The sequence below is a fragment of the Isoptericola sp. NPDC058082 genome (assembly GCF_042885055.1).
Classification (GTDB): Bacteria; Actinomycetota; Actinomycetes; order Actinomycetales; family Cellulomonadaceae; genus Isoptericola.
Genome location: NZ_JBHVSQ010000033.1, coordinates 1 through 14,165, shown reverse-complemented (window position 1 = coordinate 14,165; position 14,165 = coordinate 1). Strand labels below are relative to the sequence as shown.

The following is a 14,165-nucleotide window of genomic DNA, read 5'->3' as shown; positions in this document are numbered from 1 at the left end:
CTTCGCGCGGACGTATCCCTCCCGAAGTGGAGGGCGCCCTGGCGCCCGTGAACGCGTCCGCGCGAAGAATGCGGCAGGGCGCGGCCCAGTTCACCGTCCTCTTCGTCGGCACCCTCAAGCCCTGGCACGGGCTCGACGTGCTGATCGACGCGTTCGCCGGTGTCCGGAGCAGAGTCTCCGAGGCGAGGCTGCTGCTCGTCGGCGACGGCCCCGAGCGTGAGGCCGTCCTTGCCCGGGCGGACGCCCTCGGGGTGGGGGACGCGGTGGAGCACGCGGGGGCGGTGCCGCCGTCGGACGTCCCCCCGCTGCTGCTCCGGGCCGACGTCGCCGTGGCGCCGTACCCGCCGCTCGACGGCTTCTACTTCTCGCCGCTCAAGGTCTACGAGTACCTGGCCGCCGGGCTGCCGGTCGTGGCCAGCGCGGTGGGCGAGCTGCCCGGCGTGCTGGAGCACGGCCGTGTCGGCGTGCTCGTGCCCCCCGGCGACGCCGCCGCGCTCGCGGACACGCTCGTCGCCCTCGCGCGCGACGACGACCGCCGCGCCGCGCTCGGCGCACGCGCGCGGGAGGTCGCCGTGGGGCGGCACGACTGGTCCGTCGTCGTGCGGCGCGCTCTCGGGTTCGCGGGCGTCGACCTGACGGAGCCGGTCGCGGCCCCGGAGCCGGCCGGGGGAGGTCGTCATGGGTGACGCCTCCGCCGGCGTCGGCACCGCGAACCGGTACCCGCCGCGCTCGATGCGGGAGGCTGGCCGCTCGTTCCGTCGCTTCTGGCCGCACCTGCGCCACCACGTGCGCCCGGAGCGCCGGCTGTTCGTGCTGGGCGGCCTGGCGATGCTCGCCGAGGTGGGGATGCGGCTGCTGGAGCCGTGGCCGCTGAAGTACGTGGTGGACGGCATCGTCGCGGCCACGGGCTCGACGGCGGCGGGGCCGGAGCCGGCGAACCTGCCCGCGCTGATCCTGCTCGCGGCGGGGTCGCTGCTCGTGATCGTGCTGCTGCGCGCCGGCGCGGCGTACGCGTCGACCGTCTGCTTCTCCCTGGCGGGCAACCGTGTGCTCACGGGGGTGCGCGCCGACGTGTTCGCGCACCTGCAGCGACTGTCCCTGCGGTTCCACGACGGGTCGACGACGGGCGACCTCGTCACGCGCCTGACCAGCGACGTCACCCGCCTCAAGGAGGTGTCGGTGACGGCGATGCTGCCGATGGTCGGCAACGTCGTGACGCTCGTCGGCATGGTCGTGGTGGTCGCGGTGCTCGACCCGCTGCTGGCGCTCGTGATGGTGGTGGTGCTGCCCGTCTTCCTGCTCACCAGCTCGCGCCTGTCCCGCACCATCCGGATGGTCTCGCGCGACCAGCGCAAGGCGGAGGGCCAGCTCGCGTCGCTCGCCACGGAGACGCTGGGCGCGGTCAAGGTCGTGCAGGCGTACGCGCTCGAGGACCGGATGGGCGGGCGCTTCGCCCGCTCCAACTCCTCGTCGCTGCGCGAGGGCGTGCGCGCCAAGCGGCTGTCGGCCGGGCTGGAGCGCTCCACCGACGTCCTCGTGGGCGTCGCGACCGCCGTCGTGCTGTTCGTCGGTGCGCAGCGGGTGCTCGACGGCGCGCTGACGCCGGGCGAGCTGACCGTGTTCCTCACCTACCTCAAGGCGGCGTTCAAGCCGATGCGCGACATCGCGAAGTACACCGGCCGCATCGCGCAGGCCGGGGCGTCGGGGGAGCGCGTCGTCGAGCTGCTCGAGAGCCGGCCCGAGGTGGCCGACGCGAGCTGGGCGCGGCCGATCGGGCGGGCGCTGGGCGACGTGCGGTTCGAGGGCGTGTGGTTCTCCTACGTGCCCGGCCACCCGGTGCTGCGGGGGCTGGACCTGGCCGTGCGGCCGGGGGAGCGGGTCGCGGTCGTGGGCGCGTCGGGGGCCGGGAAGTCGAGCCTGGTCTCGCTGATCTCCCGCCTGCGCGACCCCGACGCGGGCGTGGTCCGGATCGACGGCCACGACCTGCGCAGCCTCACGCTCGACAGCGTGCGGCGCTCGGTCGCCGTCGTGCTCCAGGAGAGCGTCCTGTTCCACGGCACCGTCCGCGAGAACATCACCGCGGCCGTGCCCGACGCCACCGACGAGCAGGTGGAGCGCGCCGCGCGCGTGGCGGGCGCGCACGACTTCGTCCTCGCGCTGCCGGACGGCTACGAGACGGTCGTGGGGGAGCGGGGCGGCACGCTGTCCGGCGGGCAGCGCCAGCGCCTCGCCATCGCCCGCGCGGCGATGCTCGACGCCCCGGTCGTGGTGCTCGACGAGGCCCTCACCGGGCTGGACGAGCAGACCGAGCACGAGGTCGTCGACGCGCTCGGCCGCCTGACGCGGGGCCGCACCACGTTCGTCATCACGCACGACCTGGACGCCGCGCGCGACTGCGAGCGCGTGGTGCGGCTCGACGGCGGCCGCGTCGTGGCGTCCGGCCCGCCCGCCGACGTCCTCGGCGACGGCCCGGACCTGCCGGCGGCGCCCGCGCCGCGCACCCCGGAGGAGGTGGCGTCCCGTGGCGCGTGACCTGACGCTCGACCGTGCTCGCCCCGCGACCGTGCGGGAGGTCGCCGCCGCCGACCCCGCGATCCCCGCGCTCGGCGATGTCCTCGACCTCGACCGCCTGACGGCGCGCCTCACCGCCGTCTCGGGAGCGCCGGGGACGGTCTCGCGGCCGTACCTGCGGTACAAGCCGGGCACCAGCGTCGTGCTGGCGTGCCGGTGGACGGGCGCCGAGGGCTCGCGCGACGTCCTGGTGCGTGCGTACGCCGGCGGGTCGCGCGGCAAGCTCGACAAGGGTCTCGACCCGCGCCGGCCGGACGAGGTGCTGCTGCTCGACCGGACCGCCGGGCTGGTCGTCACCGACTGGTCGGCGGACCGGCAGCTCCCCGCGGCGCGCGACGTCGCGGCGGTCGCGGCCGACGCTGTCGGGCGGCCCGCGGACATGAGCCTGCTGCGGCACAACCCCGAGCGCCGGGCGGTGGTGCACGCCGACGGCCCGCGCGGCGAGGCGCTGGTCCGGCTGGTGCGGCCCACCGCCGTCGTCCCCGCGGCCCAGGGGTACGGGCTGCTGGCCGCAGCGGCGGGCTCTGCCGGCGCGCCGCGGGCGCCGCGGCTCCGCTCCGTCGACGCGGACCGGGGCGTCGTCGTCACCGACTGGGTGCCGGGCCGGTCGCTCGACCGGCTCGACGCGACCGGCACGCTGGGCGACGGCGCGCTCCGCGACGTCGGCGCGCTCGCCGCGGCGCTCCACGGCGCGCGACCCGCCGGAGCCGGCCTGCCCCCGCGCCCGGACGGTGCCGTCCCGCTGCACGGCGACCTGTCCCTCGACCAGCTGGTGCGCTCGCCGGCCGGCGAGCTGTGGCTGGTCGACGCCGACGCCGCCCGCTGGGGGCGGCCGGCCGAGGACCTCGGCTCCCTCGCCGCCGCGCTCGTGCGGGCGCACGCCGACGCCGACGCCGCGGCGGCGCGGCTCGTCGCGGTCCTCGACGGCTACGTCGCGGCGGGCGCGGGTCCGGTCCGGGAGCCGGAGCTGCGCGCCGCCGTCGCCGAGCACCTGCGACGTCGCGCCACCGAGCCGTTCCGGCGGTTGGAGGACCGCTGGGCGGCGACGTCCGCCGCGCTGCGGGCGCTCGCGGACGACCTCGAGGACGGCCGCGGCGGCGCGCTGGGCGCCGCGATCACGACCGGGTGGTCGCGGGGATCGTCCGCCCGGCCGGACACCCCGCGCGCCGACGCCGTGCGGGTCCGCACGGCGCCCGTCGCCGCGGCGCTGGCCGGCGCGCTCGCGGCGCAGGGGCACGCCCTGCGGGCGGTGCTCCCGCGCTCGGCGGAGCGGCTGCTCGTCGTCGGCACCGACCGTGACGGCGCCGTCCTGGCCGGGCGCTGGGATGCCGGGCCGGCCACCGCGCCCGGCCGCGGGGCGGGGGCACGCACCGACGGGGACCCCGCGGCAGCGCGCGGACCCGTGCCGGTCGCGGGCGGTGCCCTCGCGCTCCAGCCCGACGGCGCGGACCCGCGCCTGCCCGGCCTGGCCGCCCGCGTCCGCGGCGGGGCGACGCTCGTCGCGCACCGCTCCGGCCGACGCGGCGTGGTCCGCGACCCGTCCGGCACGTACACGAAGGTCACGCGCCCCGGCCGCGAGCCCGCCGACGTCGCCGTGCCCCCGGCGGCGTTCGCCACCCCGGAGGTCCTGGACCGCGGCGACGGGTTCGTCACCGCCGCCGCGCTGCCCGGGCGTACGCTCCACGAGCTGCTGCGCGACCCGGGCACGCCGGGCGGCGTGCTCGACGGGGCGGGGCGCGCCGTCGGGTGCGGGCTGCGACGGTTCCAGGACGCGCCGCCGCACGGCCTCGCGGGGCACGACGTCGACGCCGAGCTCGCGGTCGTCGCCCGCTGGTGGGGGCTGGCCGCCGCCCACGGCGCGACGACGCCGGCGGACGCGGACGCCGTCGTCCGACGGGTGCGGGCGGTGCTCGCCGCCGCCCCCGCGGCACGGCCCGTGCTCACGCACCGCGACCTGCACGACAAGCAGCTGCTCGTGCACGTCGACGACGACGCCGGGCCCGGCAAGGGCGTGCGTGTGGGCCTGCTCGACCTGGACCTCGCCGTCGTCGCGCACCCGATGCTCGACCTGGCCAACCTGCTCGTGCACCTCGAGCTGCGGGCCCACCAGGGCGCGTGCTCGCCCGCGCGCGCCGCCCGCACCGCCCGCGCCGTCCTGGAAGGCTACGGCGCCACCCCCGACCCGGGTGCGCTGCGCGCGTGGGCCGTCTCCGCCCGCGCGCGCCTCGCCGCGGTCTACGCGTTCCGCCCGGCGCCCGGAGACGTGCCCGGCGCGCTCCTGACCGACCTCGAGCGGCCCCTGCCGTCCGAGCCCGCCCTGCTCACCCTGGAGGACCGATGACGCACGCCACCACGACCACCGGGCACGACGCGCCCGAGCCCACCCGTGTCACCGTGATCGGCACGGGCTACCTGGGTGCCACGCACGCCGCGTGCCTGGCCGAGCTGGGCTACGACGTGCTCGGCCTGGACGCCGACCCGGCGAAGGTCGCCGACCTGGCCGCCGGCCGGCTGCCGCTCTACGAGCCGGGGCTGGCGGAGCTCGTCGAGCGGCACACCGCCACCGGGCGGCTGCGGTTCACGACCGACCCGGCGGAGGCGGCCGCGTTCGCCGACCTGCACTTCGTGTGCGTCGGGACGCCGCAGCGCCGGGACTCGATGGCCGCCGACACGAGCCACGTCGAGGCCGCCGTGTCCGCGCTGGTGCCGCACCTGCGCGGCGACGCGCTGCTCGTCGGCAAGTCCACCGTCCCCGTGGGCACGGCCGCCGGGCTGCAGGCTCTCACCGACGGTCTCGCGCCCGCGGGCGTCGAGGTGGGCGTGGCGTGGAACCCGGAGTTCCTGCGCGAGGGCCGCGCCGTCGAGGACACGCTGCGCCCCGACCGGATCGTCGTCGGCGTCACCGACCCGCGGCACGAGAAGGCCCTGCGCGAGCTGTACGCGCCGGTGGTCGACACGGGTGTGCCGTTCCTCGTCACCGACCTCGCCACGTCCGAGCTGGTCAAGGTGGCCGCGAACGCGTTCCTCGCCACGAAGATCTCGTTCGCCAACGCGATCGCCGAGCTGTGCGACGCGGCCGGGGGCGACGTCGTCGCGCTCACCGACGCGATCGGGCACGACGCCCGGATCGGGCACCAGTTCCTGTCGGCGGGGCTCGGGTTCGGCGGCGGCTGCCTGCCCAAGGACATCCGTGCGCTCATGGCGCGGGCCGGCGAGCTCGGCGTCGACCAGGCGCTGACGTTCCTGCGCGAGGTCGACGCCATCAACATGCGCCGCCGGTCGCGCACGGTCGCGCTGGCGGTCGCGGAGTGCGGCGGCAGCGTGCTCGGGCGGCGCGTCGCCGTCCTGGGGGCGGCGTTCAAGCCCGGCACCGACGACGTGCGCGACTCGCCCGCGCTCAACGTCGCCGCCCAGCTGCAGCTGCAGGGCGCGCACGTGCGCGTGCACGACCCGCGCGCCAACGCCACCGCGGCCCGCACGTTCCCCACCCTCGGCTACGCGGACACCGTCGAGGACGCCGTCACCGGCGCCGACCTCGTGCTGCACCTCACCGAGTGGCAGGAGTTCCGGGACCTCGACCCGGCCTCCCTCGAGCCCGCCCGCCGGGTCGTCGTGGACGGTCGCAACGCGCTCGACGCCGACCGCTGGGCCGCCGCCGGGTGGCGGGTGCGCGCCCTCGGCCGCCCCGCCGTCGGCCCGGCGCCGGTCAGCCCGTGAACGCCTCCAGCTCGGCGCGGGGGACCTGTCGGCGGGAGCGGATCAGCTCCTCGACGTCGTCCATGCGGTCCCACACGTTGACGGCCATGCCCGCCTGCACCTCGCCGTCGCGCAGCCAGAACGCGACGAGCTCGCGGTCGTCGGTGGAGCCGCTGATCACCACCTCGGTGTCGCCGGCGCGCGGGTCGACGAACCCCTTGTACTCCATCCCGACGTCGTACTGGTCGCTGAAGAAGTAGGGGAGGACGTCGTAGACGGCGTCGTCGCCGAGCATCGCGCGGCCGGCGTGCGCGCCGGTGTCCTGCGCCACGGCCCAGTGCTCCACGCGCAGCGGGCGGCCGTAGTGCGGCGACGGGACGGAGGCGATGTCACCCGCGGCGTAGACGTCGGGGGCGGAGGTGCGCAGGGTGCCGTCCACGACGATCCCGCCGCCGAGGTCGCGCGAGCGCAGCTCGATCCCTGCGGCCGACGCGATGCCCACGTTGGGGGTCACGCCCACGCCCATCACCACGAGGTCGGCCTCCAGGTGGGTGCCGTCGGCGAGCTCGACGCCCTTCACCCGGCCGGACTCCCCGGTGAACGCGACCACGTCGCCGCGGTGCCGCTGCACGCCGCGCTCGTCGTGCAGCTTCCCGTACAGGGCGCCGAGCTCGGGGCCGAGCGGCGCCTCCAGCGGGTGCTCCAGCTGCCCGACGAGGCACACGTCCAGGCCGAGCATCCGCGCGGACGCGGCGACCTCGGTGCCGATCCAGCCGTCCCCGACGACGACGACCTTGCCCTCGCCCTCGAGCGACGCGGGCAGCAGGAGCCCGGCGAGCAGGTCGGCGTCGTCGACCGTGCGGAGCGTGTGCACGCCGATGAAGCTCCGGCCCGGCACCTGGAGCGCGCGCGGCGTCGAGCCGGTCGCGAGCAGCAGCTTCGAGTAGCCGAGCGTGGAGCCGTCGGCGAACGTCACCTCGTGGTCGGCCGGGGCGAGGTCGACGACGGTCGTGAGCGTGCGCAGGTCGATGGCGTGGTCGTCCCACCAGCCCGCCTTGAGCGGGTAGATGACGTCGGGCTCCGCCTGCCCCCGCAGGTAGTCCTTCGACAGCGGCGGGCGCTCGTAGGGGCGGTGCCCCTCGGAGGTGACGACGACGAGGTGGACGTCGGGGTCCTGCTCACGGACGGCCTCCACGGCCCGGGCGGCGGCGAGGCCACCTCCGACGACGACGACGGGTGCGGTGGACGGCGCGGGCATGGTGGACTCCTGACCAGCGGGGAAGAGGGCTGCCGAGGCCGACGGTGCCACAGTTCCGCGATGCTGGCGACCCTCCGCCCGCTCCGTCAGCGGCGCCCGACGGCGTCGTCGATCGCGGGCCCCAAGTCGGGCCAGAGGAAGTCGAAGCCGGCGGCGCTCAGCGTCTCCGGCAGCACCCAGCGGCTCTTGAGCACCAGCTCGGACTCGTTGCGCAGCGCCCACAGCGCGGGCTCGAGCAGCCAGCGCGGCGTGGGGATCCCCACCGGCATGCCGACGGCGCGGCGCAGCTCGGCCATGAGGGTGCGGTTGTCGCTCGGGTGCGGCGCGGACAGGTTGACCGGCCCGGTGAGCTCGTCGTGGGCGTCGAGGAACCGGATCGCGGCGAGCACGTCGTCGACGTGGATCCAGGAGAACCGCTGCCGGCCGCCCGAACGGTGGATCGGCACCGGGCCGCCCGTCGGCTCGTCGCCGATGCCGCGGTAGCGGCGGTGCTGGAACCACCAGCCGTCGTGCTGCGGACCGCCCACGCCGAGCCGGGCGATCCGGGCCAGCAGGCCGGACGCCGGCCCGCCGAGCACGATCGCCATGCGCAGCGCGACCCGCCGGGTGCCGGGCAGGTCGCCGGCGAACAGCTCGCGCTCCCAGCTGCGGGCGACGTCCACCGAGAAGCCCGTGCCCAGCTCGCCGTCGGACTCGGTCTGCGGGCGGTCCGTCGCGTACCGGTAGATGGTGGCGGTGCTGGCGTTGAGCCACAGCCGTGGCGGTGCCGCTGCCGCCTCGATCGACGCGCGCAGCGCGCGCGTGGTGGCGACGCGCGAGCGCAGGATCTCGTCACGGTTCGCCTCGGTGTACCGGCAGCCGACGCTCTTGCCCGCCAGGTTCACCACCAGGTCGGCGCCGTCGACGGCGCGGGCCAGCGCGGCGGGGTCGTCCCAGCGCGCGTCGGGGCCCGTGCGACCGACGCGCACGACGTCGTACCCGCGCTCCGACAGGTCGGCCACCAGCCGGTGCCCGATGAACCCGTTCCAGCCCGCGACCACAGCGCGTCGACGCATCGTCATCCCTTCCGTGCCTGCCTGAGGAGAGCCCTGGCGGCCGCCGGCCAGACCCGCGACCTCTGGTCGCGGGCGGCCAGGAGGAGCAGCGCGACCTGGTCGAGCACGCCGTCGACGTCGGGCTCGCCGTAGTGGGCCTGCATGGCGACGCCGTCGCCGATGGAGATCAGCACCTCGGCCATCGCGCGCGGCCGGACCCAGGACTGGATGTAGCCGTCGTCCTGCATCTGGGCCATGAGCGTCGCGAGATAGTCCACGAGCTCGGCGTGCAGGTCGCGCAGGGCGGCGGCCAGGGCCGGGTGGGACGACGACGCCGCGACCGCGCTCGCGTAGGCGGCCAGGTCGTCGCGGGCGACGGCGAACGTGCCGCCGATGGTGCGGAGCGCGGCGAACAGCCGCTCCGCCGGGTCGCCGTCGGTGTCGAGGGCCGCGCGCACGGGCGCGATCCGCTCGGTCACGAGCCCGGTCAGGGCCTGCGCGACCAGCTCGTCCTTGGACCCGAAGTGGTAGGTGATGGCCTGCAGGTTCACCCCGGCGGCGCGGGTGATCTCCCGCGAGGTCAGCCCGGCGGTCCCGTGGACGCGCAGCGCGGCGACGGTGGCGTCGAGCAGGCGCCTGCGGGTGGCCTCGGCGCGGTCCTGGGTCACGCCCGTCAGGGTAGACCAGTTGCCAGTCATACGTGTGTATGGTTCATTGGCGGTTCGTCGACGGAGCCGCGAGGGGACCATGAGCCGGACCAGGTGGTGGAGCACGAAGCGGGTGTGGCAGGTCGTCGCGCTCGGGCTGGTCGTGGCGGCCGCCGTCTTCCTGCTCACTGCGCCGATCTACCAGTCCGAGTCCGTGTGTTCCGGGGGAGCGACGTACTCGTCGACGGGCGAGCTCGTCTCGGAGTGGGAGACCTGCGAGCCGGCGACGTCGATGCTTGCCGCCGGGGCGTGGTCGTACGTCACGGGGGTGGTCGCCCCGGTCCTGCTCGCCGCGCTGCCGCTGGCGGCCCGCGGCCGGGCGTGGACCGTGCTGTCGATCGTGTCGGCGGTCTGCCTCGTGGTCTATGTCCTGCTCGGCGGGTTCTCCGTCGGCCTGTTCTTCGTCCCCGGCGTGCTGTGCGCGGTGGTCGGCGCGGTCCTTCGCCGCCCACGACCGGGCACAGGCCCCCAGGTAGAGCAAGAGGCCCCCTGATCAGCGTTTCCGCTGTTCAGGGGGCCTCTCGGCTGGTCGGGGTGACAGGATTTGAACCTGCGACCTCTTCGTCCCGAACGAAGCGCGCTACCAAGCTGCGCCACACCCCGAAGGACTTGCTCCCGCGCCCCAGGACCTACGTCCTCGTGCGGAAGCCTGCTCAGAATAGCCGACGATCCGGCCTGGACGAAAACGAGATCCGGCTACCGGGCGGTGAACGTGAGCAACGTCGCCTCCGGGCGGCACGCGAAGCGCACCGGGGCGTACGGCGAGGTGCCCGCGCCGGCCGACACGTGCAGCCACGCGGAGCCTGCGCCACCGGTCTCGTCGGGCCGCGGACCCGGCCAGCCGTGCAGCCCGCTGGCCCGCCGCCGGTCGATGTCGCAGTTGGTGACGAGCGCGCCGACGCCCGGCAGACGCAGCTGCCCGCCGTGCGTGTGGCCGGCGAGGACGACGTCCGTACCGTCGGCGTGCATCCGGTCCAGCACCCGCCGGTACGGGGCGTGCGTGACGCCGAGGTGCAGCACCGCGTCGTCGGGCCCCGCGTCGGACGGAGCCGACGACGGGGGGAAGTCGTCGCGGTCCAGGTGCGGGTCGTCCACGCCCACCAGGGACAGGAGGCGGCCGTCGGCCTCGACCGTGTCGCGCCGGTTGGTGAGGTCCCGCCAGCCGGCGGCGACCATCGCGCCGGCCAGCTCGTCGGACGGCAGCTCGGCCGGGCGGGTGTGCACGATGCGGGTGTCGCGCCGCAGGTACCGCGCCGGGTTCTTCGGCACCGGCGCGTAGTAGTCGTTCGACCCCATGACGAAGGCACCGGGCGCGGTCGTGAGCAGCGGCGTGAGCGCCTCCAGCAGCGGCCCGAGCGCGTCGCGGTGGGCCAGGTTGTCGCCCGTGTTCACCACCAGGTGCGGCTCGTACTCCGCCAGCGACTGCACCCAGGCGATCTTGCGGCTCTGCGACGGCGTGAGGTGCAGGTCGGACACGTGCAGCACGCGCAGGTCGGGCTCGCCCGGCGGCAGCACCGGCACCGTGGCCCGACGCACCGTGAAGAGCTTGGTCTCCAGGTGGGCGTAGCCGAGGCCCGCGACGCCGGCGGCGACGAGCCCGCCCGCGACCTGCCAGCCGGGGGTCAGTTGTCGCCCCACGCGTCGCCGAGCGACTCCCAGTCACCGTTCTGGACGGCGTCCCAGGCGGCCTCCGCGTTGGCGCGGCCGTTGCCGTTGCCGTTCCCGTTGCCGTTCCCGTTGCCGCCGCGGTCGTTGCCCTCGTCGCCCTTGGGCTCCTTGCCCTTGTCGCCGCCGTCGTCGTTCGAGCCGCCGCCGTCGTCGTTCGTCGACGGGGGCGGTGCCGTGACGCCCACCATCTTCGGGTCCGGGGCGCCGAAGTCCTTGACGGGCAGGTCGGAGACGGCCTGGTCCATGTACTCCTTCCACGCCGGAGCAGCCACGGTCGAGCCGTAGAGGACACGGACCCACTTGCCGTTCACCCACATGCCGTTGGTGTGGTCCTCGTTGGGGCGGTCGGCGTTGCCGACCCACACGGACGTGGACAGGTTGGGCGTGAAGCCCGTGAACCACGTCTGCGCCGACAGCTGCGACGTACCGGTCTTGCCGGCCACCGGGCGGCCGTCCGCGAGGCCGCCGAGCTGACGGGCCGTACCCGTGCCGGAGAAGACCTTCTCCATCGCGAACACCACGGTGTTGGCCACGTTCTCCGGGAGCGCGTCCTTCTTGCACTTCGCGTCCGGGACGTCGTAGTCCTTGCCGCCCGGGCCGGTGATGCTCGTGATGGCGATCGGGGAGCAGTAGGTGCCGCCGCTGGCCAGCGTCGCGTAGGCGGCCGCCTGGTACAGCGGCGTCGACTCCTGGGTACCGATGATCATCGGCGCCTGGATGTCGATGTCCGACTCCTTCGGGTCGGTCACGACCCGCCCGCCGTCCTGGACGGAGCGCGTGGGGCGGAAGCCGATGTCCCAGGCGGTGCTGCGCAGGTCGCAGAGGTTGAGCTGGTACCCCATGGCCGCGTAGGCGGTGTTGACCGACTCGTACGTCGCCTCGAGCGCGGAGATGTACCCGACCTCGACGCCCTCGGAGTTCGCCGGCGCCCACGGTTCGGCGGCGGCCAGGTTGCCCACGCACGGCGTCTGGAAGTTCTGCGGCCAGCGCGCCTGCTTCGTCGCGTTCACGCGCTCGCTCAGGGTGTGCCCCTCCTTGAGCCACTCGGCGAGGACGAACGGCTTGAAGTTCGAGCCCACCTGGAAGCCACCGGAGGCGCCGTGCGTCGGGTCGGCCGCGTAGTTCACGCGCGTGGTCCCCTTGCCGCCCTCTGACGGCGTGTAGGGGATGTTCTGGGCCATCGCGAGGACCTTGCCCGTGCCCGGCTCGACGGACGCGATCGCCGACTGCAGACCGCTCGAGTCGCCGGCGGGGACGGCGTTCTTGACCGCCTTCGCTGCCGCCTTCTGCTTCTTCGGGTCCAGCGTGGTGTGGATCTCGAGACCGCCGCGGTACAGCAGCTGCTGACGCTCGGACTTCGTCTCGCCGAACACCGGGTTGGTGACGATCTCCTTGGTGACGTAGTCGCAGAAGAACGCGGAGTCACCGGCGGCGGCGCAGCCGATCTCCGTGGGGTTGACGTCGAGCGTCTTCTTGATCGACGCCGCCTTCGCCTCGTCGCGCTCCTCGGTGGAGATGTAGCCCAGCTTCCACATGTTCTGCAGCACCAGGTCGCGACGCTCCTTCGCCTCCTTCGGGTTCACCGTGGGGTCGAAGCGGCTCGGCGACTTCGTGATGCCGGCGATGGTCGCGGCCTCGACGACGCTCAGCTTGGAGGCGTGCTTGTCGAAGTAGTAGCGGGCCGCGGCCTCCACGCCGTAGATGCTGCGCGAACCGAACTGCGCGGCGTTGAGGTAGCCCTGCAGCACCTCGTCCTTCGACATCGTCTTCTCGAGGGAGATGGCCATCTTCGCCTCGGTGAGCTTGCGCGAGATCGAGTCCTCGCTCGCCTTGATGACGCCGAACTGGTCGCCGTCCTGCAGCGCCTGGTCGATGAGCATGTTCTTCACGTACTGCTGCGTCAGCGTGGACGCGCCCTGCGTGGCGTGGCCGGCCACGTTGTTGGCCAGCGCGCGCGTCATGCCCTGCACGTCGATGCCGCCGTGCTCGTAGAAGCGCTCGTCCTCGATGGCGATCACCGCGTGCTGCATCGGCTCGGAGATCTCGTCCAGCGGCACCACGATGCGGTTCTGCGCGTAGAACGTGGCGAGCAGCTTGCCGTCCGCGGCGTAGATGCGCGACTGCTGCGACATCGGCCGCGGCTCCAGCTCCGCCGGCACCTCGTCGTAGATCGCGACCGTGCTGTCGGCCGCGGCGTTGGCGCCCGCCACCATCGGGATGACCAGCCCGGCGGCGAGGACGCCGCCCACCCCGGCCGCGAGGACGAACGCGAGCAGCAGGGCGACGAGCTGGGTCGCCGGCATCGTGCGCGTGATGCGGCGAGGGTCGGATTTGGCCATGCCCACCAGGGTACGGGCTGTGCCCGAGGCAGCACGGCCGCGACGCCGGTGCCGCTGTGCAGATCGTGTGGACCGGTCGTGGGAGCGGCGGGACGACAGCGGTCGGAGCGGTCGCTGGTTACGATCGCGGCATGGCTACCACGTGGGAGTACGCGACCATCCCCCTGCTGATCCACAACACCAAGGCGATCCTCGACCAATGGGGGGCCGACGGGTGGGAGCTCGTCCAGGTCGTCCCCGGCCCCGACAGCACCAACCTGGTCGCCTACCTCAAGCGCCCCTCCGGCGGGCAGTGATGAGCGCCTCGCCCGAGGCCCGCCTCGCCGAGCTCGGCATCACCCTGCCCGACGTCGCCGCGCCCGTCGCGGCGTACGTCCCCGCCGTCCGCTCCGGCAGCTACGTCTACACGGCCGGCCAGCTGCCGTTCGTCGACGGCGCCCTGCCGCTGACGGGCAAGGTCGGCGCGGGGGTCTCCCCGGAGGAGGCCGCCGACCTGGCGCGCACCTGCGCCCTCAACGGGCTCGCCGCCGTCCGCTCCCTCGTGGGCACGCTCGACGGCGCGCGGATCGTCAAGGTGACGGGCTTCGTCGCCTCCGACCCGTCCTTCACCGGCCAGCCGGGCGTCATCAACGGCGCGTCGAACGTGCTCGGCGAGATCTTCGGCGACGCGGGCGTGCACGCGCGCTCCGCGGTCGGGGTGGCGGTGCTGCCGCTCGACTCCCCGGTCGAGGTCGAACTGATCGTCGAGCTCGCCGGCTGAGCTGTTGTTGCGGTCGCTGCCTTTTGGTAGCGGCCGCGGGTGGGGACGAGGTCCTTCGCCAGGTCGCGTTCACGGGCCCCAGGGGGCCCTCCACTTCGGGACGTCTACGACCTGGCGAAGGACCTCGTCCCC

At 74.9% G+C, this 14,165-nt stretch carries 12 protein-coding genes and 1 tRNA gene; 7 read left to right on the top strand and 6 right to left on the bottom strand.

Annotated features, from left to right (window positions below):
• From ACFVS0_RS21625 to ACFVS0_RS21610, 4 genes are all read left to right on the top strand, one after another.
• Positions 1-686, top strand: a 686-nt coding sequence (locus ACFVS0_RS21625) for a glycosyltransferase (RefSeq protein ID WP_430589100.1), incomplete at its 5' end; no start/stop codon positions are given.
• Complete coding sequence (locus ACFVS0_RS21620; protein WP_430589099.1) at positions 679-2,532, top strand: ABC transporter ATP-binding protein; 1,854 nt, start codon at positions 679-681, stop codon at positions 2,530-2,532. The genes ACFVS0_RS21625 and ACFVS0_RS21620, both read left to right, overlap by 8 nt.
• The gene (locus ACFVS0_RS21615) at positions 2,522-4,912 is read left to right on the top strand and encodes a phosphotransferase (RefSeq protein ID WP_430589098.1); all 2,391 of its coding nucleotides are present in this window, start codon (positions 2,522-2,524) and stop codon (positions 4,910-4,912) included. The genes ACFVS0_RS21620 and ACFVS0_RS21615 overlap by 11 nt, the downstream gene beginning before the upstream one ends.
• Complete coding sequence (locus tag ACFVS0_RS21610; protein ID WP_430589097.1) at positions 4,909-6,288, top strand: UDP-glucose dehydrogenase family protein; 1,380 nt, start codon at positions 4,909-4,911, stop codon at positions 6,286-6,288. Before ACFVS0_RS21615 ends, ACFVS0_RS21610 begins: the two co-directional genes overlap by 4 nt.
• On the opposite strand, the gene ACFVS0_RS21605 is transcribed toward ACFVS0_RS21610, so the two are convergent.
• The 3 genes from ACFVS0_RS21605 to ACFVS0_RS21595 all read right to left on the bottom strand — a co-directional run bounded on the left by ACFVS0_RS21605 (position 6,278) and on the right by ACFVS0_RS21595 (position 9,227).
• Positions 6,278-7,525 carry an NAD(P)/FAD-dependent oxidoreductase gene (locus ACFVS0_RS21605; protein WP_430548523.1) on the bottom strand — a complete coding sequence of 416 codons (1,248 nt, stop codon included), beginning with the start codon at positions 7,523-7,525 and terminating at the stop codon, positions 6,278-6,280. The two genes, ACFVS0_RS21610 and ACFVS0_RS21605, sit on opposite strands and share 11 nt — an antisense overlap.
• Positions 7,526-7,611: 86 nt before the next feature.
• Positions 7,612-8,580: an epimerase gene (locus ACFVS0_RS21600; RefSeq protein ID WP_430589096.1), complete on the bottom strand. Its 969-nt coding sequence runs from the start codon at positions 8,578-8,580 to the stop codon at positions 7,612-7,614.
• Positions 8,581-8,582: 2 nt separating this feature from the next.
• Positions 8,583-9,227, bottom strand: a complete 645-nt coding sequence (locus ACFVS0_RS21595) for a TetR/AcrR family transcriptional regulator (RefSeq protein WP_430589095.1) — start codon at positions 9,225-9,227, stop codon at positions 8,583-8,585.
• A gap of 79 nt (positions 9,228-9,306) precedes the next feature.
• Here ACFVS0_RS21595 and ACFVS0_RS21590 point away from each other — a divergent pair, with 79 nt between their 5' ends.
• Positions 9,307-9,759, top strand: a complete 453-nt coding sequence (locus ACFVS0_RS21590) for a hypothetical protein (protein WP_430589094.1) — start codon at positions 9,307-9,309, stop codon at positions 9,757-9,759.
• Positions 9,760-9,792: 33 nt separating this feature from the next.
• Here ACFVS0_RS21590 and ACFVS0_RS21585 read toward each other — a convergent pair.
• From ACFVS0_RS21585 to ACFVS0_RS21575, 3 genes are all read right to left on the bottom strand, one after another.
• Positions 9,793-9,869, bottom strand: a tRNA-Pro gene (locus ACFVS0_RS21585).
• A 93-nt stretch (positions 9,870-9,962) separates the two neighbouring features.
• The gene (locus ACFVS0_RS21580; protein ID WP_430589093.1) at positions 9,963-10,904 is read right to left on the bottom strand and encodes a metallophosphoesterase; all 942 of its coding nucleotides are present in this window, start codon (positions 10,902-10,904) and stop codon (positions 9,963-9,965) included.
• Positions 10,889-13,273 (bottom strand): transglycosylase domain-containing protein, encoded by a 2,385-nt coding sequence (locus ACFVS0_RS21575; RefSeq protein ID WP_430589092.1) that lies wholly within the window; start codon positions 13,271-13,273, stop codon positions 10,889-10,891. The genes ACFVS0_RS21580 and ACFVS0_RS21575 overlap by 16 nt, the downstream gene beginning before the upstream one ends.
• Positions 13,274-13,404: 131 nt before the next feature.
• On the opposite strand from ACFVS0_RS21575, the gene ACFVS0_RS21570 reads away from it, so the two are divergent.
• Positions 13,405-13,569 (top strand): DUF4177 domain-containing protein, encoded by a 165-nt coding sequence (locus tag ACFVS0_RS21570; RefSeq protein ID WP_139820690.1) that lies wholly within the window; start codon positions 13,405-13,407, stop codon positions 13,567-13,569.
• The gene (locus ACFVS0_RS21565; protein ID WP_430548529.1) at positions 13,569-14,033 is read left to right on the top strand and encodes a RidA family protein; all 465 of its coding nucleotides are present in this window, start codon (positions 13,569-13,571) and stop codon (positions 14,031-14,033) included. The genes ACFVS0_RS21570 and ACFVS0_RS21565 overlap by 1 nt, the downstream gene beginning before the upstream one ends.
• Positions 14,034-14,165 lie beyond the last annotated feature (132 nt).

Bases quoted from the DNA above. Each gene is read 5' to 3' on its own strand.
- ACFVS0_RS21620 (WP_430589099.1), top strand. From the start codon at position 679: ATGGGTGACGCCTCCGCCGGCGTCGGCACCGCGAACCGGTACCCGCCG.
- ACFVS0_RS21610 (WP_430589097.1), top strand. From the start codon at position 4,909: ATGACGCACGCCACCACGACCACCGGGCACGACGCGCCCGAGCCCACC.
- ACFVS0_RS21605 (WP_430548523.1), bottom strand. From the start codon at position 7,525: ATGCCCGCGCCGTCCACCGCACCCGTCGTCGTCGTCGGAGGTGGCCTC.
- ACFVS0_RS21600 (WP_430589096.1), bottom strand. From the start codon at position 8,580: ATGCGTCGACGCGCTGTGGTCGCGGGCTGGAACGGGTTCATCGGGCAC.
- ACFVS0_RS21590 (WP_430589094.1), top strand. From the start codon at position 9,307: ATGAGCCGGACCAGGTGGTGGAGCACGAAGCGGGTGTGGCAGGTCGTC.
- ACFVS0_RS21575 (WP_430589092.1), bottom strand. From the start codon at position 13,273: ATGGCCAAATCCGACCCTCGCCGCATCACGCGCACGATGCCGGCGACC.
- ACFVS0_RS21570 (WP_139820690.1), top strand. From the start codon at position 13,405: ATGGCTACCACGTGGGAGTACGCGACCATCCCCCTGCTGATCCACAAC.
- ACFVS0_RS21565 (WP_430548529.1), top strand. From the start codon at position 13,569: ATGAGCGCCTCGCCCGAGGCCCGCCTCGCCGAGCTCGGCATCACCCTG.